Raw genomic sequence first — 26,085 nt, forward strand, 5'->3', positions numbered from 1 at the left:
TTTACAAAAAACAAGCGGTACAAGCATCACTTTCTGTATCATCTAAAATATCCAATAAAAATTTAGAGTTTTTAGATTTATGCTTATTTGTACGTTTTAAATGGTCTAATTTAATTTCTCTAATTCTTTTTGGATCCATTAGCTCTTTTAAAGATTCATTAGGAATCCAAGTAAAATATTCATCCTCATTTTCATACTTCATAGCCTCTTTAAATCTTTCAGGGTGTTGTTCATATAACCAAACCCACTCTATTTTTTGTTGAAAGAAACAAAAATAACAACCTGATCTACTTCTTGCATATTCACCTACTTGTCCATCAACTTCATATTTCACTTTATTGTAATAAGCTGGAACACCTACACCACTTTCTTCAAGTATTTTAAAAATATCAGCTCTTACCAAGTTGTCTTCATTTTCTAGCAAAGGATAATCGTCTTCCATTGATAAAGGATAATCAGTAGTTTTTAGATACTGAAAAATACTTTTGTTGTATTCCACAACTCCAAACTCAAGTAAAGCGTCAAGTTTCTCTTTTATAATTCGTTCTTTCTCTAATCTATAATTTCTATTAAATGGAATTGGTTTAGAAAAGACAGCTTCTATTTTATCTAATTTGCCCCCTTTTATATACTGACTATAATAAGTCAATAATTGTTCATGATTTTCAGGGTTGAAGATTTTTTCTAATACATCTTGACTCCAGATATTTCTTCTAAATGGAAATATGGATTGAATATTTTTTTCTCTTGATATATAACCCTCTCTTTGTTCATCACCTCTAATTCCAACATAAGAAACCGTTGGTTTTCCATTCACAAACTTCTCAAAAGGTTTTAGTTTCATTAATGCAGTACACCATCTTGCTTGTGGCGAAGGTAAATAACCTCTAAAAGATTTAAAATGAAAATCAAAAGGGTCTTCATTAGTACTTGAAATTTTTTTGTCTTCAAGTCTATCAATATTTATTCCATATTGTCCCTCCAAAGCATCAATCAATTGATAGGTTTCATCTAGTTCTTTTCCCGTATCAGTAAAATAGTACTTTATATCGAGCATGGGGTATTTATCCTTTAGGTATATTGCCAATGCAGCACTATCTTTACCTCCTGATATCCCCAATACGTGTTGTAGTTTACTCATTTAATTCCTTTTTCAATAATTCTGTTAAAACTGCAATTCTTAATTGTTTATCCCCTCCTAAGGTATTTTCTATTTTAGAAATTGATTTTTTAACTTCTTCCTTTTGCCTCTTTGAGATACGTACTAAATGATTCTTCAACCCTTGATTTTGAGAAGTAAAATCTATTTTATAAATCTCTTCTTCACTTTCATCAAAGTTAACATTTTTTATATCACATAAGTTATCTAACTCTTTAATGATAAAACTTAGCTTCTCTTTTAAAACATCTTCATCTTTATCTGATACTCTATCTAGAGGTTTTGATAATAAAGAAAAACAAATAGAGTTCAACCAACTATCTCTGTCATCGAGTTCTGAATTGACTCTTAACATAAAGGTCTTTTGAGAAGGTAAAATTTGATGCTCTTTTAATGAATCATATCGTTTTTGCAACTGTACTTTATATTGGGGAAAATCACTCCTTATTCCTAAAACCTCAGTTGTCAAAAAGTTTTCAAAACGATTTAATAATTCCTTATAAGAGTCCCTTAATTCTATAATTGTTTTTTGAAACTTGATGATATACTCATCAAACAACTGCTCATTTTGAATTAGTTCTTTGACATTATACCCTAATGCTATGGGAAACTGTTCAAAAAATATCTTTTCTGGGTCTTCAGCATGGGAAATGGCACTTCTTAATTTCAATGCTTCTGGAGTTAACCTTTTTGTTTTCTTCGAATAATCAGTAAGGCTTTTATATAAAATCAAAAACGGTCTAACACTTTCAATAAAAGACTCATTTGACATTGACGCTTGTTTATCCTGATTTAAATAAACTCTGTACTTATTAAATAAGTTTAATCTTAAATTATCAAGCTCGAATGATTTGACTGAGTATTCGTTTGGGTTTCTTGTAATTAGATATAGAATTGTTTCATTGATATAAGGCATATAACCGCCATCAACATTATAAAGTGCAAAATCACCTCGTCTTACGAATAAAAAAGTCGGTATTAAGAAATCAACTACGCCTTGTTTTAATTTATAAGGTTTTTGTTTTAAGATGGACATTAAATCGGTAATTGGCCTTTGCTCTTTTTTAGCCTCCTGTAAGAATGATTCACATTCTTGCCATACTCTAATAAAATTTTCGTCTTCTGAATTAGGGAAAGTAAGTATATAACTTCCATCCTCTTCTATATGAATTCCATTATTTTTAATTAGACTCCAGTAAATCGTTTTATCTGACGGAAATTTATCATCAGGATAGCCTAAGTCCTTTTCCCCCCAATTATTTACTAATCTATTAAAATACGATTTTCTTGCTGAGTTTATAGCGCCAGATACTTTATGCTTATTTATCAACTCCATATTGATTTTAGGAGTATGAGGATAAATAGATAAACAAATCTCAGAAAGTATTTTATTTAATTCTTGTTTACTTTTTATAACTCGTCTCTCTCCATTAAAGAACCATTCAATATTCTTAGAATACAAAGAGTGTAAAACGTAATGATTTAGTAACGCTTTTTGACTCTTAATAATAGTTTTTAATTCTATTTTGGCAAACCTATCATCTATATCAACCTCACTTAAAACTTTTTCTGTTTTCACAATATCCAATAGAGTCTTCCTTATCGTTGATGAGTTTTTATATAACCCATAGAGAATTGGTATATCTCTTTTCGAAGTCTTTTCAATGATATCTTTACCAGTTAGCTTTTCATTAAAAATTAGGTTAATAAAGCCATCTATTTCATTAACAGGAGTTTCAAAAGAAGGGTTTTCACTAATATTAAATTTAAAAAGCCTTGGCGTTCCAGTAATATATAGTGTTTCCTTTGCTGTTAATATTGGAAAATCAAAAGCTTCGTTTAATCTGTAGACTATGTCAAGACCTTCATCAATACTATCACTAGCTTTAAGTATAGCACTTTCAATATCCATATCAGTACCACCAAAAAGCTTATATGAATTATTAAAGCTATTGAATCTTATAATTTTTAGCTTCGTTAAACTCTTCAACGCTTTTTCAATAGCACTTGAATTGTATTTGAATGATAAGTAGTTTGTTAAAAACCAATCATCAATACTAGCACCCTTACTTGCAAATAAATTAACTAGTCCGATGACTTTTAAAATATCCAATGACAAATTTTGATTTTCATCAACCTTTGTTTCAGCCCTTTCAATTGAACTTTTGATTAAAGCCCACTGTGTATAATCGGGATTATGCTTACTGACTAAAATTGAGTACAAGTTGACAAGTAAATAATCATAAAGTTTTGGTATATCAAATAACTCTCCGTCTTTCAAACTCTCTATTCCTAAATGATCAGAAGTATTTAAGAATGTAAATAAAGATCTTTCATTTTGACCATATCTTTGTAAAGAATAAGTCAATGTAATTGCTGAAAATATATCTAATGGAAATAGATTGTTTCCAATGTTATCTATAAACTCTTTTGAAATTGAAAAACAATTATTACTCTGATTTAATTTATTCAGGACTTCATTATAGCTAATGTAATTTTTAGAAGCCTTGTATTTAGAGCCAAAATATTTTGATGCTAAAAAAAGTAGCTGTTCAATCGGTTCATTAAAAGTAATTTCGGAAAGTCTCCCTTTTACTTTTTTCCATTCGTTCTTTTGCGATTCCGATAAATCATTCGAATATGAGTCTATTGCTTGATGAACAGATGTTAATAAGATTATATTTCTGCTAGAATCGTTAACAAACTCTGCAAGCTGTTGAATAAAGTACATCTCCCTTTCAGGATTATGCTGTGATGCATATTCCAAAAACTTACCAAATTCATCTATACAAATAACCAATAACCCATTTTGCTTCTTTACTTTCTCATATTGCTGGTAGATACAATCAAAAATCTCTTGATTTCCTTTAAGCTTATTTTCAATAGAAAAATAGGTTTTAAAATAGGTTATCAGTGAATTGTGTTCTCCAACGACATTAATAAACTCACAATTTCTTAAAGCATTAGAATTGAAATCAAAAAAATTATCTGTATTCGAATTAGAAATACTTCTGTTAAAAGCCCATAAAAATGAAGACTTACCTGTACCATATGACCCTATAAGATTAAAACTATGAACCCCTTTATCAAATTCATTCAATATAAAATTAGCAATACGTTTAGAATTACCGGTAGGAATATATTCGATAGACTTATCTTGGTCTCTAACTATATTTATTGATGATAGCTGCTTTATGTTAGTCATAATATTGGCTTAAAATGTCAAAAGAATTTGGTTTTACATTTTTAAATTGCAACTCTTTAATCCCTGAATCATTAGAATATACAATATCATTGTATTTCTCTGAAATAAGTATAAGTTTTTTTTCAAGTTGTTCTTTTGAAAAGGCAAAAATATTACCTACACTATTATAATCACTGTAAAGGTTTTTAAAGCTTATAGATTTACCATATCCATCATTTTCTAATATTATAAATAATATAAGTTCTATTGGGATGTCCTCTTGTCTATTGTTCTGAATAGTATATTTTGTAGAATTATTTCTCTTTATTTCTTGAACCAACTCAAGATCAGATAAAATTCCAGAAAAACTATCTTCTATATCTTTTTCGTTCTTTGAATGATATGTTCTTAAAAAGACTGAAAAATCTTTAGACAATGTGTTATGATTGAGACCAGAATCAATCCCATCTATATAAGTAATAAAGTTTTCTTTACTAAACTCAGGTTTTAGTTTTCTAAACTCATTGAATATTATTGAATAAATAGAAGAGTAATCATTTATAATTAATAGATAATGTAATAGCCAAAGTGAGGTTTCGTTCTCTAGATATTTATCTTTCCCGTGAATTTCATCAAATAAAAAGTTTGCTATTTTAGTTACTTTTTCATTTTCAGTATTAATAATGTTAAACGCTTTTAACCAAAATCGTATTGAACTAACCATATTTCTTCCAACACCTAAATCGATACATGCTTGGTCTGTAAATTTCCCGTCAACTTTTACAAAATCGTATCCTTTTTTCAACCACAACCCTTTACAATGGAAGGTTTCATGACCTGAAAACATTAATCTTTCACTCATACTTTAAAATAAATAAAAACATTGGTAAATGTACAACTTTAGAAAATTTGTTTTAGCACATATTTGAGCAACACTGAAAAAACAAATTAACAAACCCTTTATAGCTGTAGGTTAACAAAAACTTAAAGTAGCTCAGACTAATTTAATAATTTATTCATTACCACTTAACCTAAAACCATTTTTCTTAAAATATACCGACTCTCACTTAATTCGGCAATTTTTATTATAGCGAATAGATACTAGCCCCATCCTGAATAAAGGTCACTTACTTTTCAAATAGAAATGAAAATTAAAATAGTCAAGTATATTTAAAACATTAAAGGATTATCTCCTCTTAAAAATTAGAGGCTTTTAGACTGAAACTACCTAACTATCTGCATAATGTTTATTTTCAAATTTGAGCCTCTTGGTTTATGTTGGTTTTGGACTTTCAAAGTCGTTTTAAGATTATTCATATCATTACTAATTTTATTCTCAACCACCTGAGCATAGATTTGGGTAGTAGCTATTTTAGTATGACCTAAAAGCTTTGACACCGTTTCAACAGGAACATTATTTGTTAATGTAATGGTAGTTGCAAAAGTGTGTCGTGCCATGTGGAAAGTGAGAGATTTAGAAATTTCGCACAAATCGGCGATCTCTTTTAAATAACTATTCAATTTTTGATTCGACATGTGAGGGAACAATCTATTAGTATTTTCAGTTCTTGGATGCTCTTTATAGTTAATAATTAATTTTTCAGCTTGTTCAAGAAGTGGAATCTTCACAGGAACTCCAGTTTTCTGTCTTTTAGTCTTAATCCATTTGTTTCCATCATCTCCCTTTACTATGTTACCTTGTGATAGATTGATAACGTCGATATACGAAAGTCCGGTATAACAACTGAAAACAAACAAATCTCTTACAGTTGTTAACCTCTCAATTGAGGTAATTAGTTCCTCAACTTTTTTAAGTTCTTGTTTAGTTAGAAATTCACGCTCCTTTTTCTCATACTTAAGTTTGAATTTGGTAAATGGGTCTCGTTGAATCCAATCCATTTCGTATGCAAGCCTAATCATTTTTTTTAGTCTTTGGATATGTTTCATTGCAACATTATTTCCGATTGTTCCTTGTGATGGTCTTGACCTATATTTTCTTAGAAAACTTTCAAAACCTAAAACAAATTCATAATCCAGATTTTGCAGAAACATATTGTCTCGTTTATATTTTTCTTGAACATAAACTAAAAGATACTTTTGTGTAGTAAGGAATTTACCGATTGTACAATCAGCTAAATTGTGAGTCATATTCTCATTATGATATTCAAAAATATCTAGTAGAGTATGGTTTTTTTTGTCCTCTCCTAAATACCTAGCTTTAACCAACTCGGCTGTTAGGACTCGATTTTCTGATTTTAAATCCCGATAACACTGAACAATGTCAGATTTGATCTCATCTAGGTATTGATTCAGCTTATTTGCTTTAAGGCAGTTACCTTTCATTTTTTGACCTTTAGCATCCCATTTGTCAACATCAACCTTTTGTTTTAAACTGATGTTGACCTTTTTACCATTAACTGAAATTCTAGCATAGATTCCAGTCTGATTGTTTTTTGCACGTTTTGCATAAATCCAGAAAAGGATTGAAAATGTTGTTGAAGTACGCATAGCTGTCGATTTTAGATTGTTAAACATTCTTTTAATCGAAAGTCAAATCAACTATATAAGGTAAATCGTCATAATCTTAGCTTTTTTTAACTATGTTGACAGTTTAAAAAAACTGTTGACGATTTGTGAACTATTAAAATAAAAAAAATTAATAAAACACAAAAGCCTAAAAACGACAAAACCCTGTTAATCATATAATTAATAGGGTTTTGATTTAAATTGATGTTCTTAAAAGCGGTCTGGACGGGACTCGAACCCGCGACCCCCTGCGTGACAGGCAGATATTCTAACCAACTGAACTACCAGACCGTTGCATGATTGCGGATGCAAATATACACGCCTTTTTTAATATGTCAAATCTTTTTTTGCCTTTTTTAAACTTTTAAGCAAACTTTTGTCGCTCCACCATATAGGTGGTTAAAATATGATTAAAACTGTCATTTATATTGGCTTCTACATACTTAATTTTGTACTGCGCACATTTTAATTTTAATGCCGAAAAGTAACTAGATACTTTTATATTATAATTTTCTTTGATAGTATCGGCATATAAATTTATATACTCTCCTGTTTCAACATCAATAAAACGTTTGGGGCTATTATCAAAATCAAAAGTATATTCTCTTTGTTTATCAAAAACATGAAATAAAATTACTTCATGCTTATTATATTTTAAATGGCGAAGTGCCTCAAATAGTTTTATCTCATCTGTTTTAGTCTGAAACATATCGGTAAACAAAAAAATCATGGAACGCCTATGAATTTTTTCTGCTACTTCATGTAAATAGGTATATGTTTCTGTTTGCTTGTTTAATGGCTTTGTAACAACTATATCACTAAGTTGATTCAATAACATTTGATGGTGGCGCTCACTCCCTTTTTCCTGAGCATAAAAATCATATGTATCACTATAAACACTTAAACCCACGGCATCTCGTTGTCGTTTTAGCATTTGCATTAAAGCAGCAGCAGCCAGAGAACTAAAAGCAATTTTATTCAAATTATCAATCGAAAAATTAGTCATTTCTGGATAATGCATGGAGCTACTATTATCTATAATGATATGGCAACGTAAATTAGTTTCATCATCATAGCGCTTGGTATACAACTTGTCTGTTTTGGCATAGAGCTTCCAATCTATATGCCGAGTGCTCTCGCCTCTATTATAAATTTTGTGTTCTGCAAATTCTGAAGAAAACCCATGAAACGGACTCTTATGCATACCAGCAATAAACCCTTCAACAACCTGTTTAGCAAGTAGTCCAAGGTTTTTAAATCCTTCTGCTTTATTGAGTTCTTTACGTAAGTCCATTCAATTTTAAATAGATCCTACTTCAAAACCCCATCTACAATACCATAAGCAACAGATTCATCTGCACCCATCCAATGATCCCTATTAAAATCTTTCATAACTTTTTCAAAAGTTTGACCGCAATTATCGGCTAAAATCTGAGCGCTTAATTCTTTAGTAAGGATAATTTCTTTGGCTGTAATTTCAATATCACTGGCCTGTCCGCGAGCACCTCCACTGGGTTGGTGAATCATTACTCTGGCATGGGGTTGAATGAAACGCTTTCCTTTAGTACCTGCAGATAAAATAATAGATCCCATAGAAGCCGCAAAACCTGTACATATAGTAGATACATCACTTTTTAGCGACTTTATACAATCATAAATAGCAAATCCAGAGGTTACATAACCCCCGGGACTATTAATATATAAATGAATATCGGCCGTTTCTAAAGCATCTAAGTACATCAATCTATCAACAACATGTTTAGCAGAGTCATCATCTACCTGCCCCCAAAGAAACACTTTACGGTCTTCTATTAATTTGGCGTCTATGGCATCTTGAACTTTTCCTTTTTTGCTCATATATAAATTTTTATGCATTTTTTAAATTTCATCTAAAATAAAAAAGGTTTGCTATTACAGCAAACCTTCTTCATTTTCTTTATCCTAATATTTTATAGTAGTGACTCTATGGCTTCAGTGTAAGAGTTTTTAGGAGCAACACCTACTTTTCTGTCTACAACTTCACCATTCTTAAATACCAATACTGTAGGAATATTACGTACTCCATACTTAGCAGCAAACTCTTGGTTGTTATCTACATCTACCTTTCCAACAACCGCTTTTCCTTCATATTCACCACTTATTTCTTCAATGATAGGTCCAACCATTCTACATGGTCCACACCAAGCAGCCCAAAAGTCAACCAATACTGGTTTATCGCTCTTTAATACAGTTTCTTCAAACGTTGCATCTGTTATCTCTAATGCCATAATATATCTTGTTTATTTTCTTAAATTTATTTTACAATACAAAATTAGTCAAAAAAAAACCGAATACTTACAAACTAACAATTTGTTTTACTTATAACATCATTATCTAGTCTTATTAGTTAAATCTAATCTAAAAATAAATTATGCTTTAACAACTTTCTTATTAAACTATTCATACTGCAAACTGAATATTTTTTTTGGGCGTACCCTCTTTGTAGTCGGGCTATCGCAAGTCGTTTTTTTTTTATTATTTGTTGCTGATTCAAAACAATATACAAGAGTTCCAACAAATGCTCTATCCTTTTGCGCATAAATTTAAAACCAAAATCTTAATTTAGTTTATAATGTACATGTTGTGCCTCTAATTCATTTAGTAATTCTTGGCACACTTTTACCTTTTGTTTTCTACTAGGCATATTAAGTTTAAGTTTTTCTTGAGTGTCATAAACAACAAAATTCAATGACTGATTTCCGGGATGCATTTTAAACAAATCTTGAAGCTGAAGAATCTTATCTTCTTTTATATCGTTAATATCTATTTGTACAGATAGCTTTTTGGCATATTGCTCCATGACATCATGTAGCAACTGAAAGTTATTAAACTGTAATCTTGGTTCACCTTTTTTGCCCGTATCTTTATTAACCCAACCTTCTCGAACAAATGTTTTAACAAACACAAAATTATTAATCATTAAAAAGTGCCTAAACTTCAAATACTCTTCTCCAAAAATTCTGAATTCATAACTATCGGTATAATCTTCTACAGTAAACAAAGCCCATCCTTTACCTTGCTTACTTACCCTATGCTGCACATCGGTTACTACACCGCCAAAAACCAATTCTCTATTAACATAAGGCTCTAAGTTAGAGAACATGCCTAAGTTAGCGTTACAAAAGGTATTCATTTCAGTTTTAAAATCGTCTAAAGGGTGTCCGGAAATATAAATACCTACAACTTCTTTTTCTTTTGCAAGTTTTTCCATAGTACCCCATTCCTCACAGGGCGGAATAGTGGGTTCAGCAATTTGAACATCGCTAGATTCTCCAAACAAACTTACTTGAGCAGAATTTTCATTTTCTTTATGCTTTTGGGCATACTTAATCACCATTTCTAAAAAAGTCAGCCCATTGTCCTGATGAAAATATTGAGCTCTATGAGTGCCTTTAAAACAATCAAAACCTCCTGCCAAAGCCAAATTTTCAAAAGCCTTTTTATTGGCGGCTCTCAAATCGATGCGTTTAGCCAAATCAAAAATAGATTTATAATAACCATCCTTTTTTCGGTTATCTACAATGGTCATTACAGCACCGTGCCCAACACCTTTTATGGCGCCCATTCCAAAACGCACAGCACCATCTTTATTTACGGAAAATTTATAGTAACTCTCATTAACATCTGGACCTAATACATCCAACTTCATACGCTTACACTCTTCCATAAAAAAAGTAACTAACTTAATATCATTCATATTATTTGAAAGCACTGCAGCCATATATTCTGCCGGATAATGCGCTTTTAAATAAGCAGTTTGGTAGGCTATCCACGCATAACATGTAGAATGCGATTTATTAAATGCATAACTAGCAAAAGCTTCCCAATCTTTCCAAACTTTTTCTAAAACTTTGGCATCATGACCATTAGCACTGGCTTGTTCTATAAATTTCGGCTTCATTTTAGCCAAAACAGCAATTTGTTTTTTACCCATTGCCTTTCTAAGTACATCGGCTTCACCTTTAGTGAAATCTGCCAACTTTTGAGACAGTAACATAACCTGCTCTTGATACACCGTAATACCATAAGTTTCTTTAAGATACTCTTCCATAGCCGGTAAATCGTACTCTATCTCCTCCTCACCATGTTTACGCCTCACAAAACTAGGGATGTATTCCATTGGTCCAGGTCTATACAAGGCATTCATAGCAATTAAATCTTCAAAAACCGTTGGCTTTAAATCCCTAAGATGCTTTTGCATACCTGGAGATTCGTATTGGAATACACCTACCGTTTCACCTCTTTGAAACAAAGCATAAGTTTCTTCATCATCTAAGGGAAAGCTTTCGGGGTCTAGTTGAATACCATGTTTAGCTTTTACAATTTTTACTGTGTCCTTTATAAGGGTTAGTGTTTTTAGCCCTAGGAAATCCATTTTTAGAAGTCCGGCAGATTCTACAACCGAGTTATCAAACTGCGTAACATATAACTCGGAATCTTTGGCCACGGAAACAGGAACAAATTTGGTAATATCATCGGGCGTGATAATAACACCACAAGCATGAATACCTGTATTTCTAACAGAACCTTCGAGTGTTCTGGCGGTATTAACCGTTTCTGCTTCTAGATCATCACCTTCTGAAATATTTAAAAGCTGATTCACCTTTTCTAGTTCTTCAGCCCTAAACTTACTAGCCAATGCTTTTTCGTCTAAACCAAAAATCTTATTGAGTTTAGACATATTCGGAATTAATTTCGCTATCCTGTCGGCATCAAAAAGCGGTAAATCAAGTACTCTAGCTGTATCTCGTATGGAGGACTTTGCCGCCATAGTTCCGTAGGTAATAATTTGTGCTACTTGATTAGCACCATATTTTTCTATGACGTAATCCATAACCCTACTTCTACCCTCGTCATCAAAATCAATATCAATATCAGGCATACTAATACGATCTGGATTTAAGAAACGCTCAAAAAGAAGGTCGTACTTCATGGGGTCTATGTTGGTTATCCACAAACAGTAAGCCACTACAGATCCCGCAGCAGAACCACGACCCGGACCTACTGATACATCCATATTTCGTGCTTCACGAATAAAATCTTCTACAATTAAGAAATACCCTGGATATCCCGTGTTTTCAATAACACTAAGTTCAAAATCTAAGCGCTCTGTTATTTCTTGAGATAATGGTTCACCATAACGCTTTTTGGCTCCTTCATAGGTTAAATGACGTAAATAAGCATTTTCACCTCGCTTACCACCATCAACTAAATCCTCCTCATGTTTAAATTCATCAGGAATATCAAAAGCAGGTAATAACACATCACGCGCTAACTGGAAGGCTTCAATTTTTTCAACTATTTCATTTGTGCTTAATATAGCTTCTGGTAAATCTTTAAAGAGTTTTTTCATCTCTTCTGAAGATTTGAAATAGTACTCTTGATTAGGTAAACCATACCGATAACCACGTCCTCTTCCAATGGGAGTTGCTTGTTTTTCACCATCTTTTACACAAAGTAAAATATCATGAGCATTGGCATCATCCTGATTTTGATAATAGGTATTGTTTGTAGCAACTAACTTAACATCATGTTTCCTAGCTAACTTTATCAAAGTTTCATTAACCCTATTTTCATCCTCTTGGTTATGACGCATAAGCTCTACATACAAATCATTACCAAACTCATGCTTCCACCATAAAAGCGCTTCTTCAGCCTGATTTTCGCCTATATTTAGTACTTTACTAGGAACTTCTCCGTAGAGATTTCCTGTTAGAACAATTAGGTCTTCTTTGTATTGCTGAATGAGTTTTTTATCGATTCTTGGAACATAATAAAACCCATCTACAAAGGCATGCGATGATAATTTAGCTAAATTATGATAGCCATTTTTATTTTTTGCCAACAGCACAATTTGATAGCCATTATCTTTTCTGGTTTTATCTTGATGATTTTCGCAAACGAAAAACTCACAACCTATAATAGGTTTTAAGAGTTGTTTTTGGGGGTTTTCTCCTTTTTCTTCAGCTTCGGCTATAGCCGCTTTTATGCTTTTATTTTGATTATTGACTGCATTGATAAAATGAAAAGCCCCCATCATATTACCATGATCTGTAAGTGCTACTGCCGGCATATTGTGAGAGGCGGCGGCGGCTACTAAATCTGCAATACTCATGGTGGATTGTAATACCGAAAACTGAGAATGATTATGCAGATGCACAAAATCAACTTGACTTAAATCGATATCTTTGGCAACATCATCAGGTATTGTTTCAGACGGCTCTAATTCTTGAAGACGTTTACGAATCTTTTTACTCTCCTGTTTTAGATTGATGTGCTTTAAGCCAATTAATTGAATGGGAGCAGGATTGGCTTTAGAAAAATTTTCAAAATAATCGGGTTCAACATCCAGTTCCTCCTTGGTGTACTCCCCTAGTCGAACCAACTCTAAGAAACACCGGGTTGTTGCCTCCACATCAGCAGTGGCGTTATGAGCTTCTGCAAAGGGCTCGCTAAATAAGTGTTCATGTAACTCGGTTAGGGTTGGCAATTTAAAACGCCCTCCACGACCACCAGGAATCTGGCATAAATTAGCCGTATGTTCTGTACAAGTGTCTAAGACAGGGAGTTCTTGTAGTGGGTTTGCTATGTCTGCACGCACAAACTCAGCTCCCATAATATTTAAATCGAACTTGACGTTCTGACCTACTATAAACTTAGTTTTTTCTAAAACCGCATTAAACTTTTCTAAAACTTCAGCCAAAGATACGCCCTGTTCCTGTGCCAATTCGGTAGAAATACCATGTATTTTTTCGGCATCATACGGAATATTAAACCCTTCTGGCTGTACCAAAAAATCCTGATATTCTAAACAATTACCTGTAGCATCGTGAAGCTGCCAAGCAATTTGAACACATCGTGGCCAATTATCAACATCTGTTATAGGAGCGTCCCAGCGTTTTGGCAATCCGGTAGTTTCAGTATCAAAAATTAAGTACATAAAAATTTAATAAAAAGAATGATAAATTTAAGCATAAAACTCCTTTACCATTTTTAAAATTATTAGGAGTTATAAACAAAAGCCACCTACTTATATAATTATTGCTATATAATAAAATTCAATTCTCATGAACCAACTAATTACTTCACTTCAATACAAAACAGCAAACTACAGGTTTTCATGACATAAGTCATAAAATAGCATAACATATCTGGTTACATTTATGCAATCTCTTTCTAATTATAATGTAAAATAAGTAATCATGAAAAAATTAAAGCTTTTGCAATACTTGATTTTGATAGTCTCAAGTTTATTGCTAACCAACTGTACAAACGACTATATAGCTATCCCTGGAGAAGATGGAATTAATGGAGAAGATGGAATTGACGGGGTTGATGGAGTTGACGGAGCCGATACTTCAGCTGAAGCTTGTATAAACTGTCATTCTTCATCACATAGAAGCCCTATTTGGACTGCCTATGACATGTCTGCTCATGGTGTTGGAAGTTCTTGGGCAAGAGGAACAAGTTCATCATGTGCACAATGTCATAATAACGAGGGTTATATTGATTACTTATCTGGTAAATTCTATGAAATTGACGAAGACACTGGTGATTTTGCATCACACCCTGTAACAGGAGAACCTATTCCATCAGCTAACCCTAATGGTTATGCTGTTTCAAACCCTATATCTTGCACAGGTTGTCATAGCGATCATAGATCCTTTGATTTTGAAAATGATGGTAATGACTACGCTTTGAGAAATATTGACCCAGTTAAATTGGTATTAGACCCAAGTACAGCTTTAGATTTAAAAAACGATGCAGATCCACTTGGATTAAGCAATGCTTGTATTACATGTCACCAACCACGTCCAAGTTATCCTATTCCAGCTGGCACTGATAATTATGAAATAACTAGCTCTCGATTTGGACCTCATCATGGACCACAGTCCACAATGCTTCAAGGTATTATGGGGGCTCCGATTGCAGGATCAACTGGCTATCCTGGTGTTGCCTCTGCAACCCATAGAACGGGTGCTTCATGTACAACATGCCACATGGGACCATCTGATGACAATCTTGTTGGTGGTCACACATGGAAACCAACCTTAAACACCTGTACTGAATGCCACACTAATATGACCGCCATACCTGATGAAATTGCAGGATTTAGTGAAGACATGGAAACACTTAAAAATTTATTATTAGCCCTTAATCCAAGTCCTTTGTTGGAGAATGATAGAACTGTTCCAGGAACTTATTCAGCCGATGTAGCAAAAGCTACTTGGAATTACAGAACTGCCTTGGAAGATCAGAGTAAAGGTATACACAACCCGGCTTATACCAGAGCTTTGTTAAAAAATTCCATTGAAGCGTTGCAAAACCTATAATGACTGAAAACACACAACGCCCGAGGTCACACTCGGGCTTTATTAAAACGAAGCTAACTTAAATTTCCATTTGAAATTAGGTGACAGTTTAATTAAAATTATTAAGAAATGAAAAAACTATTTAAAATAGTTCTGGCTTGCGGTTTAACCTTAATATGTTTTTCATGTTATTACAATGAATTTCCAGAGTTAGAAGATGTTGTTATTGATCCTAACGAAGAAGTCTCTTTTGTGAATGATATTGTTCCAATATTTTCATCAAACAATTGTTCGCAATGCCACAACGCCAATTTAGATCCTGATTTAAGAGCGGGCAATGAATATAGTTCTCTAATACCAGATTACGTCACAGCTCAAAGTCCAAACACCAGTAAGCTTTACACAAAACTAGCTGTAGAAAATCATAGAGAGCTTGACGCTACTTCAATAGCATTAATTAAAAAGTGGATTGATGATGGTGCTGAAAACAATTAATATTTTAAGACATGAAAAATTATAAAATTATACTTTGTACTTTTCTATTGTTACCATTAATGGTATTATCTCAAGAAAAGAAAAAAGACTCCATTGTAGATAAACCATCACGTCCTGCTTTTGAAAGCGCCACGCTTATTGATAATGCAACTGATGTATTATTTAATAAGAACACTTTGGAAGTTATGATGCAACACCGGTTTGGAGAAATTAATGGCGGCACTAATGATCTTGCTGGGTTTTGGGGAGCTTCTAACATAAGAATAGCACTTTCCTATGCTTTGCATGACCGTTTAACTGTTGGTTTTGGAACTACCAAAGAAGGACGGCTGCAAGATTTTAACTGGAAAGTGGGACTACTAAGACAAACACGTTCTGATAAAACACCCTTAAATATATCTTACTACGGTAACTTTACCATTGATGCCAGACCTGGTAATAGATTTTATACCAAACAAGACCGATATTCATATTTCCATCAAATCATTTTTTCACGTCGTTTTAGCCCCAATGTTTCATTTCAAATTGCACCAAGTATTTCACATTATAATACAGTAGAGTCTTTTATGGAGAATGATCGTTTTGCAATAGCCTTTGGTGGGCGTGCAAAAATAAGTCCACAAACATCCATCTTGCTTGACTACAGTCAGCCGATAACCCAATTTAAAAATGTTACAGAGGCAGATGGTTCAATCACCAATTATAATCATCCAGGAATTAGTTTAGGTGTTGAATTTGGAACCTCGAACCACGCCTTTCAATTATTTATTACCAATTTTAGAGGCATTGTACCTCAGCAAAATTACATGAAAACGACTAACGACTTTTTTAATGGCGATTTTTTAATTGGTTTTAACATAACAAGAAACTATAATTTTTAACTAAATCATGAAAAACACATCCAGAGAAGGGAAAAAAATTTCCAGAAGAAGTGTCTTGCCAATACTTGGAGGCAGTCTACTCTTGCCTTTTCTAGGGTTTGGCAACAATGACAATTTCAAAGAAACTAATTCCAATAATGAGGCGTACCAAACCTTATTAAAATCAGATGGAACTGTAGTAAAAGTTAAAGTAAGCACCATAAAAAAATCGAAGGTTATTAAGAAACGTATTTCTAACAAGTCATTGCTTAGTTGGATTACAAAGAAAATCTAATCTTAATTAAATGATTACTAATCATGGAAGAGGACAACAAAAATTCAAGACGAAAATTTCTTGATAAGGGATTAAAAATAGGTGTTATAGGAGCCATAGGCGGTTTGGGTTTATCTAAAATATCTTCTAAATTAAATGCTTCAAATAGTAGCGGTTCAGATGAAAAAATGGAATTGATGACTACAGACGGCACTTTAATTCATGTAGACTCTTCTGAAGTTATGGAAATTGAGCACTGCAATAGTCATGATACTAAATATAATGTTAGAGAAGGCATCCCAAACAGAAAGTTTGTAATGGTGGTAGATTTGGCAAAATGCAAAAACGCTCTAAAATGTCAAAGTGCTTGTAATAAACACCACTATGTAACAGGTGAAAATGCATGGCTTAAAGTTTATAAAATGCAAGAAGCTGAGGACACCGCTCCTTATTGGATGCCAACCATGTGCATGCATTGCGACAAACCCGCTTGTGTTACTGTTTGTCCTGTTGATGCTACTTTTAAAAGAAAAGATGGACTTGTTTTAATTGATAACGAACGCTGTATTGGTTGTAGATTTTGTATGGCGGCTTGCCCATATTCTACGAGGGTATTTAATTGGGGGGAACCTGGTCAAGAAGTCACTTTAAATATGGATTTAACCAATCACACTTCATCTCCTGAACATGCTGGAATGCCTAGCATAAAAGGTACTGTCGACAAATGTGATTTTTGTCCGCATGCCATAGAAAAGAATGAATTACCACATTGCGTTACAGCATGCCCAAATGGCGTATTTTATTTTGGCGACAAATACGAAGACACCGTGACAAACGGAGAGGAAAGCCTTCGGTTAAGTAAATTATTGGAAGACAAAGCTGGTTATCGCTTGATGGAAGAACTTGGAACATCTCCTAGTGTTTACTATTTACCTCCAGTAGATAGACTGGTTGACTTTAAAGATGGCTTAGAAGATTTTAAGGAATTCGAATCTGTTGAACCTGTTGAAAAAACAGAATAACCATGGAGACCAACAATAAAATTATAAACGATTTAGTTCCTAAAAAATTCACTAAAAGAGGGATTATTTGGACTACTTTTCTTATTGCGTTAATAGTGATAGGACTTATTGCCTACATAGATCAACTAATTAAAGGTCAAGAAGTTACTAACATGAGAGATTATGCCCTATGGGGTATTTATATTTCAAATTTTGTTTTTTTTGTAGCCACAAGTTTTGTTGGCACTGTAACCGTAGCAATTTTAAGATTAACCAATAATTCATGGCGAACGCCTTTGGTAAGAATTGCTGAAATTATTGCCCTGGCTGCAATCATCATGGCAGGTATTACCATAATTATTGATATGGCTAGACCTGACAGGTTATTAAATTTATTTATTCATGCCAGACTTCAATCACCCATTACATGGGATGTTGTAATTATTCCAACTTACATTGTCATTTCTTTATTACTCCTTTATTTTCCTTTAATTCCTGATTTTGCTATTCTTAAAAACCATTTTAAACAGAGTAATTCCAGATGGAGTAAAATTTATGGTAAGCTAGCTTTAAATTGGACAGGAAGTATACCTCAGAAAATATTGCAGGAAAAGTCAATAAAAATTATAGCAATTATGATTATTCCTGTTGGATTATTGCTACAAACTATTGATGCTTGGTTGTTTTCTACAACTTACAGAATAGGATGGGATAGCACAAACTTCGCTCCTTATTTCATCTCAGGGGCTTTTGTTGCCGGCGTTGGGGCTTTGGCCACATTAATATATGTAGTTAGAAAGGTTAAAAAATTAGAAGAATATATCACTGATTATCATTTTGATAAAATGGGTAAATTATTAGCTCTAGCCTGTTTGATTTACCTTTACTTTAACATAAATGAGTATTTAATACCTCTTTTTACAGCAAAGAAAGGTGAATTAACACATTTAGAAACTTTGTTCACAGGAAGCTACTCAGGTTTATTCTGGCTTGTCACCATAGGAGGCTTGATTCTTCCAATAATTATTCTTTTATTTAAAAAAGGAAGGCAACCTCGCACTATGTTTTATATAGGTTTACTGGTTGTTATTGGTTCTTGGTGGAAACGTTTTGTAATTGTAACACCCACACTTTTGCATCCTTTTTTACCTATACAAGGTGTTCCAGAATCTTGGCATCATTACTTTCCAAGCTTACATGAATGGTTAATCACCATAGCAACACTAGCCATGGCCTTACTAATCATTACTATTTGTGTTCGTTTCTTACCTGTAATACCCATTCAAAGAACCATTGATGAATTACAAGCAACTAATGCTAATGGCAAAAACTTGGAATCATGAAAAGTCTACACATAAAACATATAACGCCTTTTTTGTTAATTGTGTTTATTCTACTTGGTTGGTCCAATCAGACTCAAGCTCAAGAAAAAGAAAAAATTAGAATCAAGGCCGATTACACAAAGATTATTGATAAGCACAGCTACATAGACTTAGCAGCAACAGCTAGAATTAACAAAAAAAACACTGCTATTTCTAAAATCAATCTAATGATCTTTTCTGAAACTGATGATGACCAATTAGAATTAGGACAAGTCACAACAAATGCAGACGGAAAAGCTAGATATATCATTAAAGACTTTAGTAAATTATTGAGAGACAGCCTTGGATTTTACAATTTAAGAATAAGATTCAAAGGTGACGATAATTTTAAAAAAGCTTCAAAATATCTTACTTTTAGAGATGCACATATTGAAGCCAAGTCTTTTACAGAAGATAGCATTAACTATGTGAGCGCCACAATTAAAGACGTTTTCTTAGATAGTCTATTACCTGAAATATCACTAAATGTAAATGTTGAAAGATTATTTAAATCATTACCTCTAGGAAAAGAATTTAATTATACAGACCAAAATGGCATGATTGTGGTACCAATTGAAAAAGGGATACCTGGAATTGATGGAAATATCAACATAGAGGTTACTTTGAACGATAGTGATGATTATGGCACTGTAAAAGCCCTTATGAACACTTCTTTTGGAACCCCTGTAGTCATTGACAATACTTTTGAAAAAAGAACTTTGTGGTCCCCGAGAATTAAAACACCATTTTTTATTCTAATTTTCACTAACTTGTTAATATTTAGTATGTGGAGTGTTATTATATACTTAATTACAAATTTATTTAAAATCAAAAAAAGTTAATATTTATGAAAACATTTAAAATCTTAATTATCATTAGCATTATCTCTTTTGCTTTAGTTTCGTTTACTTCAGTTGTTCAGGACGAATGGGTAGTTCCTGAAAAGTACGAAAAAATGAAAAATCCAACAGACCCAAAAGTTGATTTAGCCATTGGGAAATCTCTTTACAGTAAACATTGTAAGTCTTGTCATGGTAAAGAAGGTTACGGCGACGGTCCTAAAGCTGAAGAACAAGAGGGTGATTTAGGAGATTTCTCAACAGCAGAATTTCAAAGTCAATCTGATGGTGCTCTTTTTTACAAAAGCTACATTGGAAGAAACGACATGCCTAATTTTGAAAAGAAAATTACTGATGAAGAAGATGTATGGTTAATAGTTAATTACATTAGAACACTAGAAGAATAGAGGCTCTTAATCATTTATTCTATTTTTATTTTTTGATCTTAAATTATTAAGGTATAAAGTGTTATAACCAAAATCAATTATCATTTCTTAGCTAAGTTCTTCTAAGAAATTTTTAAAATTAAACTAGGTACTTGATGTATGTTTTTCAAAGTATCAAAGACCCTTCCATAAAAAATGAAAGGGTCTTTGATATTACTTAGTTGTTATAAATTCTAAGAAACTAACTCTTCTTGTTTTTTTACTGAATTAATAGTAGTCTGTATGGCTGTTTTTTGTTTGAATAAGAGAGCATCAGTACTTGCCGGCAAGTTTCTTTCTCTAAGAATATTAAAGTATGACTCTAAACTCTTTTCTTCACCTCGAATAACTTCTTCTAAAATTGCTTCTTCATCATTACTTAAGAACAGACTTTTAAGGGTCATCCAGTTTCTATGAACTACTCCCTTAAAACTTCCAGAATCTTCAGGTTCTTCTCCATATCGCAAGATTTCGGTCTTTAATTCTCTTGCAAATTCAGCGCGCTCACTCGACATTCTTTCAAAGAAATGCTTTAAAGTATGACTACTTACATTTTCTGCAGCGTGCTTATAACCTTTTTCAGCATCATAATTCTTAATTAATAACTCATTTAAATTGTTTGAAATTTCTTCAGTGTACTTCATTACTTTCATTTTCATTTTAAATTTCAATAAATTCTTTATAGATGCGTATTGTTTCACATCTCTACATTCAACATAAGGCTAAAAACCTCTTTTGTCAAGTATTTTAACAATTTTATAGTTTTATTAAGATGTATTAACATTTTCTTGAATTCGCTTAACTGGAACACATCAAAAGTCTTATAATAATGTTGCCTTCAACACTAATTTAAAGACCAAAAAACTCACTCTCATGAATTACATAAAAAACCACTTTAACAGCACTTATTATTTCTATAATTGCTTGAAAATTAAAAATAATGGAGTATATTTGCGGCCTCATTAATAACCCGAGGTCGGGAACCTCAAATAATTAATTATTATGCCAGTAAAAATTAGATTACAAAGACATGGTAAAAAAGGGAAACCTTTTTACTGGATTGTTGCCGCAGATGCGCGCTCAAAACGAGATGGTAAATACTTAGAAAAATTAGGTGTTTATAATCCTAACACTAACCCAGCAACTGTTGAACTAGATGTAGACGGTTCTGTAAAGTGGTTACAAAATGGTGCACAACCTACTGATACTGCTAAAGCAATATTATCTTACAAAGGTGCTTTATTAAAGAATCATTTAGCAGGTGGTGTGAAAAAAGGCGCTTTAACAGAAGAACAAGCTGAGGAAAAATTTAACGCTTGGTTAGAGGAAAAAGCGGCTAAAATTCAAGCTAAAGCCGATGGATTATCTAAAGCTGATGCTAAAGCTAAAGCTGATGCCTTAGCTGCTGAAAAAGCAGTTAACGAAGCAAGAATAGCTGCTGCAGCTCCGGTTGTTGAAGAAGCAGAAGAGGCTACTGAAGAAGTTGCCGCAGAAGCTGAGGCTACAAACGAAGAAGAATAAAAAAATTATTTTTATACTTTTAAACTCCGATACTAAGTGTCGGAGTTTTTTTATGCAAAAAAAGATTTCTTTTTGTGTCTTCCTGGTTTCATTACCTCAGCTTAGTTGTACACTTATGAGGTATTTAAATAAAATCGTTCACAATCGGGACAGCATGACAAAAATTATTCATTATGAAAAAAGACGATTGTTTTTATTTAGGCAAGATTGTAAAAAAATACAGTTTTAAAGGAGAAGTACTTGCAAAACTTGATACCGATCAACCTGAGCTTTATGAAAAACTAGATGCTATTTTTATTGACTTAAAAAATAACCTCGTCCCTTTTTTTATTGAAAAATCACAACTTCACAAATCTGATTTATTACGAATTAAATTTGAAGATGTTGATTCTGATGCTGACGCAGATACCTTGATTAAAAAAGAATTATACCTACCCTTAGAATTATTACCAAAACTAGAAGGCAATAAATTTTACTTCCATGAAGTTATTGGGTTTACTATTAAAGATAAGAATTTTGGTGAAGTTGGTATTATAACTGGCATTAATGACTCTACAGCACAAGCCTTGTTTGAAATTGACAGAAAAGGCAAAGATATTTTGATTCCCATGAACGATGAATTCATCGTAAAGGTTGATAGAGAAAATAAAACTATTGTTGTGGAAACCCCAGAAGGTCTTATAGATTTATATCTGTAAATTTTTAAGAAGCAAAAATTTCCTCGCCCCTTTCAATAGCATGAAGTCTTGTTTGAATGATATCGCGTTGTTTAAGCACCAACTTACAAAGTGATAACGGTAAATTCATTTGACTAAGAAATTCGTCATAATTTCTAATACTTAACATTTCTATATCATATATTTTTCCAAGAAACCCAGATTCATTTTCAATTTTTAGAGAACTTTTATAATTCGTTCTAATAAGTTGCCCCCTTCTTTTTATAGCAATTAAATTACTACTTTTTCCTTCCAATTTTTGCAACTCTATTTTTAATAATCTGGCAAATTCACCTCTTTCTGCACTTCTTTCTTTAGAAAAAGCTTTGTAATAAGAATCTTCAACCAAGTTACTTGCCCTATTATAAGCCTTTTCAACTTCTTCGTTTAAAATCAATAAATCGTTTAACTTTTCAAGGATAAATTCAATGTGTTTCATCAATCTTAATTGTTTTTTAACAACAACAATATACGTAATAATAACCCCTTTATGACTCTTTAAGTATAAAGTTTTAACATAATTTTCAACATTAATGTTTATTCTTTAATGTTCCTTTTAATCTGAAATAAAAACTAAAAACTCTTTTGCAACAATACTTAATGATTTAATCTTTTAAATTAATTTTCTTTAAAAGGGCTACAAATCGAGGGTCGCTTCTAATAGAATCAAAATCTGGATTTGCATTTATTCTATCCATTATAAACTCACCTGATTCAAAACTCTTTTCCAGAAGTTCTAACTCTTTTTGCTTATTTCCTAAAAGACCATTTATCGCTGCTCCTTCATAATATTGCATCACTTTTTTAGGCACATACATGCTATCAATATACTGGTTTAAAACTTCTTGTATTCCTCTTTGTCTATAAATGCTATCAACCATCACTTGGTTTACACTTGTTCTTTCCATTAAAATTTTAAACCGCTTTAAAGCCTTGTCCTCTTCCCCCAACCTTAAATGACTTCTTATATATAACGTGTTCCATGGTTTATTTCTAATCTCTACAGCTTTATCCATTTCTTCTATAGCATTATTAAAATTTCCATCATGGTAATATAATAATGCACTCATTTGAAGTGCAATTGGTGCCACGGGGTTTATTTTGAGGGCTAAATTAATGTGCTCACGAGCTTCGTCCCTTCTTCTTAATATATCTAACCATGTTGCATATTGCTGATGTGCGTTTGCATGATTTACATCTATTTCTAGTGCCTTCTTCAAAGCACTTTCTGCTTGTTTCCAATTTCTTTTATAAGAAGCATAATAAGAACCAATAGCAGTGTATGCTGATGCCATTTGAGGATTAATCTCAAGTGCTTTTTCTGCATAGTAGTTACCCTTTTCAAAAGTATCTTCTTTGTCTTGTAAGTCGTGCTTGTCTCCCCAATCTCCGTGATGTGGTAGCGCAACATAAGCTTCCGCCAAACCAGCGTAAGCTAAGGCGTAAGTAGAATCTAATCGTAGCGCTTCTTCAAAGTAATGAATACTCTTTTCTAAGTCTTCCTTGGTCCTTCGGAGCCAAAAAAAGCGTCCTTTCAAATACAAATTATAGGCTTCCACGTTTTCCGCTAGGGCTTCCTCTAATTTTGCTATACTAGAAACTGTAAGCTCCCTTTCCAGTTGCCTAGCTACCTCTTTGGCAATATCACTTTGTAATGCAAAAATATCTTGGTAATCCCTGTCATAACTTTCAGCCCACAAATGTTTGTCATTTTGAGCATCAATTAACTGTATCACAATCCTCACCCTATTATCATGTTTTTGAACACTGGCCTCAATAACATGTGTCATATTAAGCTTGCTAGCAATCTCTGGAACCGTTTTAATTGCTTCTGGGTAATTTTCCATGGTAGTTCTTGATATTACTTTAAGACTATCCAATCTTGACAAATGGTTAAGAATTTCTTCCATAACCCCGTCTGCAAAATATTGATTCTCTGTATCATCACTTAAATTCTTAAATGGAAGTACCCCTATAGTTATCAAATCTGTTTTCTTTGCCGAACTGCTTGAGATTGTAAAGGAAATTAAGATTACTAGGACTAGAGTTAAAACTCCCCCTATAATAACCCATTTATTCTTAATTTTCTTATCGCTTGAAGACCTTGAACTTTTGTTAGACTCCTCATTGCTCTCATTATTGTTATTTTGTTTCGCTTTAATCTCTGTAGGTGAATATTTATAGCGTTCTTGAAAACACTTTGAAAAGTAGGATGGACTTCCAAAACCAACCGCATAGGCAATTTCAGAAACCGTAGACACATCATCTTTTAACAGGGCATGTGCTTTTTCTAACCTGAATGCCTTAATGAATTCACTCGCACTTGTATTTTTTATTTGATGGAGTTTTCTGTGGAGTTGCGACCTACTAATCCCCATAGCCAAAGCCAGCTCGGTCACCCCAAAGGTTTCCTTATGGAAGTTTTCCTCCAATATACCCTTTAGCTTTGCTATAAAAGCTTGATCATTCGAAAAAGGTTGGCTCATGACTTAAACAAATATGAGTCATGAATTTACACAATAAAACAATTCGGACAAAAATTTGGGGTTAAGAATCAAAATTTAAAGATGTTTTGCTCCCTACAACGTAATTAAAAGGATTTGCAACATAATTGTCAGACTCTGAAACATAATTAAATGACTTGAAACAATGATGTCACTAATTTTAATATACGCTATTAACCTTTAGCTAAAGAGGATATTGTTCAACTAAAAAACTTTAAAATGAAATCACTAAAATTATTATTACTTGCAACAATTGCAGTTTGTTTTTTTACTGCATGCGATGACACCCAAAACCCCATAATTGAAGACAGCCTAACAGAAATAAATGCAAAAACATCTAAGCAGAAAGAAGTTCCTTTTAAGGGCAAACTATTTACAGGTCAAGCGGATGATGCTTTTTCTGAAATATGCTCTGCTACTTCACCTACGGATTTTTGGGGGTTGGATCACCAAGTAGGTTATGGAAATGCCACGCATGTTGGAAATTTCAACATCGATCTTATGTTTTGTTTTCATGTGGTATTAAACGAACATGGCTTTCCTGATTTTGAGGGAGGGTTTGGCGAATATTCTGGTGACGAACCCGTTTCCCTTGAAGCCTCTAACGGGGATTTATTAACACTTGATAACCCTGATGGTGGCAGACTCATTCCTGTTCAAAGCGAAGTATATAGGTTTGAATTTGAAGATACTTGGCACATTATTGGCGGAACCGGACGATTTGAAAATGCCTCGGGGGAATTTGTTTGGCATGGTAAGGTACGTATTGATGATACTGGAACAGATCATTCATGGGAAGGTACTATTATTTTAGATAAAGAATCATAAGCCCTTAATCCTATCAATTTAAATATTGGACTAAAAATAAA

22 protein-coding genes and 1 tRNA gene are annotated in these 26,085 nt (G+C 32.8%); 11 read left to right on the forward strand and 12 right to left on the reverse strand.

All coding sequences use genetic code 11. The features are described 5' to 3' along the window. Nucleotide 1: 1 nt before the first annotated feature. The 9 genes from DFQ02_RS14140 to dnaE form a co-directional block, all read right to left on the reverse strand. A complete protein-coding gene (locus DFQ02_RS14140; protein WP_116525106.1) occupies nt 2-1,141 on the reverse strand; it encodes a phosphoadenosine phosphosulfate reductase family protein in 1,140 nt (379 codons plus the stop codon). Then, nucleotides 1,134-4,259, reverse strand: a complete 3,126-nt coding sequence (locus DFQ02_RS14145; protein ID WP_147297789.1) for a hypothetical protein — start codon at nt 4,257-4,259, stop codon at nt 1,134-1,136. The genes DFQ02_RS14140 and DFQ02_RS14145 overlap by 8 nt, the downstream gene beginning before the upstream one ends. Before the next feature lie 97 nt (nt 4,260-4,356). Then, nucleotides 4,357-5,205, reverse strand: a complete 849-nt coding sequence (locus DFQ02_RS14150) for a DUF4007 family protein (protein WP_116525108.1) — start codon at nt 5,203-5,205, stop codon at nt 4,357-4,359. A 362-nt stretch (nt 5,206-5,567) separates the two neighbouring features. Next, nucleotides 5,568-6,878 (reverse strand): site-specific integrase, encoded by a 1,311-nt coding sequence (locus tag DFQ02_RS14155; protein ID WP_245940278.1) that lies wholly within the window; start codon nt 6,876-6,878, stop codon nt 5,568-5,570. A gap of 208 nt (nt 6,879-7,086) precedes the next feature. Then, nucleotides 7,087-7,160 (reverse strand) — tRNA-Asp (locus tag DFQ02_RS14160). Between the two features lie 73 nt (nt 7,161-7,233). Then, nucleotides 7,234-8,163: a DUF58 domain-containing protein gene (locus DFQ02_RS14165; RefSeq protein WP_116525109.1), complete on the reverse strand. Its 930-nt coding sequence runs from the start codon at nt 8,161-8,163 to the stop codon at nt 7,234-7,236. A gap of 17 nt (nt 8,164-8,180) precedes the next feature. Next, on the reverse strand, nt 8,181-8,726 hold the full coding sequence (locus DFQ02_RS14170; RefSeq protein ID WP_116525185.1) for a ClpP family protease: 546 nt from the start codon (nt 8,724-8,726) through the stop codon (nt 8,181-8,183). Nucleotides 8,727-8,818: 92 nt separating this feature from the next. Continuing rightward, on the reverse strand, nt 8,819-9,136 hold the full coding sequence (trxA, locus tag DFQ02_RS14175; RefSeq protein WP_116525110.1) for a thioredoxin: 318 nt from the start codon (nt 9,134-9,136) through the stop codon (nt 8,819-8,821). A gap of 329 nt (nt 9,137-9,465) precedes the next feature. Continuing rightward, on the reverse strand, nt 9,466-13,848 hold the full coding sequence (gene dnaE, locus DFQ02_RS14180) for a DNA polymerase III subunit alpha (protein ID WP_116525111.1): 4,383 nt from the start codon (nt 13,846-13,848) through the stop codon (nt 9,466-9,468). 262 nt (nt 13,849-14,110) lie between these two features. Here dnaE and DFQ02_RS14185 point away from each other — a divergent pair, with 262 nt between their 5' ends. The 8 genes from DFQ02_RS14185 (at nt 14,111) to DFQ02_RS14220 (ending at nt 20,457) form a co-directional block, all read left to right on the forward strand. Beyond that, on the forward strand, nt 14,111-15,241 hold the full coding sequence (locus tag DFQ02_RS14185) for a hypothetical protein (RefSeq protein WP_147297790.1): 1,131 nt from the start codon (nt 14,111-14,113) through the stop codon (nt 15,239-15,241). A 108-nt stretch (nt 15,242-15,349) separates the two neighbouring features. After that, nucleotides 15,350-15,715, forward strand: a complete 366-nt coding sequence (locus DFQ02_RS14190) for a hypothetical protein (RefSeq protein ID WP_116525113.1) — start codon at nt 15,350-15,352, stop codon at nt 15,713-15,715. A gap of 11 nt (nt 15,716-15,726) precedes the next feature. Beyond that, complete coding sequence (locus tag DFQ02_RS14195) at nt 15,727-16,596, forward strand: DUF5777 family beta-barrel protein (protein ID WP_245940279.1); 870 nt, start codon at nt 15,727-15,729, stop codon at nt 16,594-16,596. Nucleotides 16,597-16,603: 7 nt separating this feature from the next. Further along, complete coding sequence (locus DFQ02_RS14200) at nt 16,604-16,870, forward strand: hypothetical protein (RefSeq protein WP_116525115.1); 267 nt, start codon at nt 16,604-16,606, stop codon at nt 16,868-16,870. A gap of 23 nt (nt 16,871-16,893) precedes the next feature. Beyond that, entirely contained in the window at nt 16,894-17,871 is a 978-nt protein-coding gene (locus DFQ02_RS14205) for a 4Fe-4S dicluster domain-containing protein (RefSeq protein ID WP_116525116.1), read from the forward strand. Between the two features lie 2 nt (nt 17,872-17,873). Further along, complete coding sequence (nrfD, locus tag DFQ02_RS14210; protein ID WP_116525117.1) at nt 17,874-19,193, forward strand: NrfD/PsrC family molybdoenzyme membrane anchor subunit; 1,320 nt, start codon at nt 17,874-17,876, stop codon at nt 19,191-19,193. Continuing rightward, complete coding sequence (locus DFQ02_RS14215; protein WP_116525118.1) at nt 19,190-20,053, forward strand: hypothetical protein; 864 nt, start codon at nt 19,190-19,192, stop codon at nt 20,051-20,053. The genes nrfD and DFQ02_RS14215 overlap by 4 nt, the downstream gene beginning before the upstream one ends. A gap of 5 nt (nt 20,054-20,058) precedes the next feature. Beyond that, entirely contained in the window at nt 20,059-20,457 is a 399-nt protein-coding gene (locus tag DFQ02_RS14220; RefSeq protein WP_116525119.1) for a c-type cytochrome, read from the forward strand. 212 nt (nt 20,458-20,669) lie between these two features. Here the strand turns inward: DFQ02_RS14220 and DFQ02_RS14225 are convergent, their stop codons facing one another. Next, the gene (locus DFQ02_RS14225) at nt 20,670-21,119 is read right to left on the reverse strand and encodes a ferritin-like domain-containing protein (protein ID WP_116525186.1); all 450 of its coding nucleotides are present in this window, start codon (nt 21,117-21,119) and stop codon (nt 20,670-20,672) included. 358 nt (nt 21,120-21,477) lie between these two features. On the opposite strand from DFQ02_RS14225, the gene DFQ02_RS14230 reads away from it, so the two are divergent. Together DFQ02_RS14230 and rimM are read left to right on the forward strand one after the other, a co-directional pair. Further along, entirely contained in the window at nt 21,478-21,996 is a 519-nt protein-coding gene (locus tag DFQ02_RS14230; protein WP_116525120.1) for a 30S ribosomal protein S16, read from the forward strand. 173 nt (nt 21,997-22,169) lie between these two features. Beyond that, nucleotides 22,170-22,694, forward strand: a complete 525-nt coding sequence (gene rimM, locus DFQ02_RS14235; RefSeq protein WP_116525121.1) for a ribosome maturation factor RimM — start codon at nt 22,170-22,172, stop codon at nt 22,692-22,694. Between the two features lie 4 nt (nt 22,695-22,698). On the opposite strand, the gene DFQ02_RS14240 is transcribed toward rimM, so the two are convergent. Both DFQ02_RS14240 and DFQ02_RS14245 read right to left on the reverse strand, forming a co-directional pair. After that, on the reverse strand, nt 22,699-23,151 hold the full coding sequence (locus tag DFQ02_RS14240; RefSeq protein ID WP_116525122.1) for a DUF2383 domain-containing protein: 453 nt from the start codon (nt 23,149-23,151) through the stop codon (nt 22,699-22,701). Between the two features lie 166 nt (nt 23,152-23,317). After that, on the reverse strand, nt 23,318-25,198 hold the full coding sequence (locus DFQ02_RS14245) for a helix-turn-helix domain-containing protein (protein WP_116525123.1): 1,881 nt from the start codon (nt 25,196-25,198) through the stop codon (nt 23,318-23,320). Between the two features lie 237 nt (nt 25,199-25,435). Between DFQ02_RS14245 and DFQ02_RS14250 the strand changes: the two genes are divergently transcribed. Then, nucleotides 25,436-26,044, forward strand: a complete 609-nt coding sequence (locus DFQ02_RS14250; RefSeq protein ID WP_116525124.1) for a hypothetical protein — start codon at nt 25,436-25,438, stop codon at nt 26,042-26,044. The last annotated feature ends 41 nt before the right edge of the window (nt 26,045-26,085 follow it).

Source organism: Seonamhaeicola aphaedonensis (genome assembly GCF_003386195.1).
GTDB lineage: Bacteria > Bacteroidota > Bacteroidia > Flavobacteriales > Flavobacteriaceae > Seonamhaeicola > Seonamhaeicola aphaedonensis.

Coding starts and splice junctions, on each gene's coding strand:
- DFQ02_RS14140 (WP_116525106.1), bottom strand. CDS start 1,141: ATGAGTAAACTACAACACGTATTGGGGATATCAGGAGGTAAAGATAGT.
- DFQ02_RS14200 (WP_116525115.1), top strand. CDS start 16,604: ATGAAAAACACATCCAGAGAAGGGAAAAAAATTTCCAGAAGAAGTGTC.
- DFQ02_RS14185 (WP_147297790.1), top strand. CDS start 14,111: ATGAAAAAATTAAAGCTTTTGCAATACTTGATTTTGATAGTCTCAAGT.
- DFQ02_RS14245 (WP_116525123.1), bottom strand. CDS start 25,198: ATGAGCCAACCTTTTTCGAATGATCAAGCTTTTATAGCAAAGCTAAAG.
- nrfD (WP_116525117.1), top strand. CDS start 17,874: ATGGAGACCAACAATAAAATTATAAACGATTTAGTTCCTAAAAAATTC.
- trxA (WP_116525110.1), bottom strand. CDS start 9,136: ATGGCATTAGAGATAACAGATGCAACGTTTGAAGAAACTGTATTAAAG.
- DFQ02_RS14155 (WP_245940278.1), bottom strand. CDS start 6,878: ATGTTTAACAATCTAAAATCGACAGCTATGCGTACTTCAACAACATTT.
- DFQ02_RS14225 (WP_116525186.1), bottom strand. CDS start 21,119: ATGAAGTACACTGAAGAAATTTCAAACAATTTAAATGAGTTATTAATT.
- DFQ02_RS14220 (WP_116525119.1), top strand. CDS start 20,059: ATGAAAACATTTAAAATCTTAATTATCATTAGCATTATCTCTTTTGCT.
- dnaE (WP_116525111.1), bottom strand. CDS start 13,848: ATGTACTTAATTTTTGATACTGAAACTACCGGATTGCCAAAACGCTGG.
- DFQ02_RS14230 (WP_116525120.1), top strand. CDS start 21,478: ATGCCAGTAAAAATTAGATTACAAAGACATGGTAAAAAAGGGAAACCT.
- DFQ02_RS14195 (WP_245940279.1), top strand. CDS start 15,727: ATGAAAAATTATAAAATTATACTTTGTACTTTTCTATTGTTACCATTA.
- rimM (WP_116525121.1), top strand. CDS start 22,170: ATGAAAAAAGACGATTGTTTTTATTTAGGCAAGATTGTAAAAAAATAC.
- DFQ02_RS14150 (WP_116525108.1), bottom strand. CDS start 5,205: ATGAGTGAAAGATTAATGTTTTCAGGTCATGAAACCTTCCATTGTAAA.
- DFQ02_RS14190 (WP_116525113.1), top strand. CDS start 15,350: ATGAAAAAACTATTTAAAATAGTTCTGGCTTGCGGTTTAACCTTAATA.
- DFQ02_RS14205 (WP_116525116.1), top strand. CDS start 16,894: ATGGAAGAGGACAACAAAAATTCAAGACGAAAATTTCTTGATAAGGGA.
- DFQ02_RS14250 (WP_116525124.1), top strand. CDS start 25,436: ATGAAATCACTAAAATTATTATTACTTGCAACAATTGCAGTTTGTTTT.
- DFQ02_RS14240 (WP_116525122.1), bottom strand. CDS start 23,151: ATGAAACACATTGAATTTATCCTTGAAAAGTTAAACGATTTATTGATT.
- DFQ02_RS14170 (WP_116525185.1), bottom strand. CDS start 8,726: ATGAGCAAAAAAGGAAAAGTTCAAGATGCCATAGACGCCAAATTAATA.
- DFQ02_RS14165 (WP_116525109.1), bottom strand. CDS start 8,163: ATGGACTTACGTAAAGAACTCAATAAAGCAGAAGGATTTAAAAACCTT.
- DFQ02_RS14215 (WP_116525118.1), top strand. CDS start 19,190: ATGAAAAGTCTACACATAAAACATATAACGCCTTTTTTGTTAATTGTG.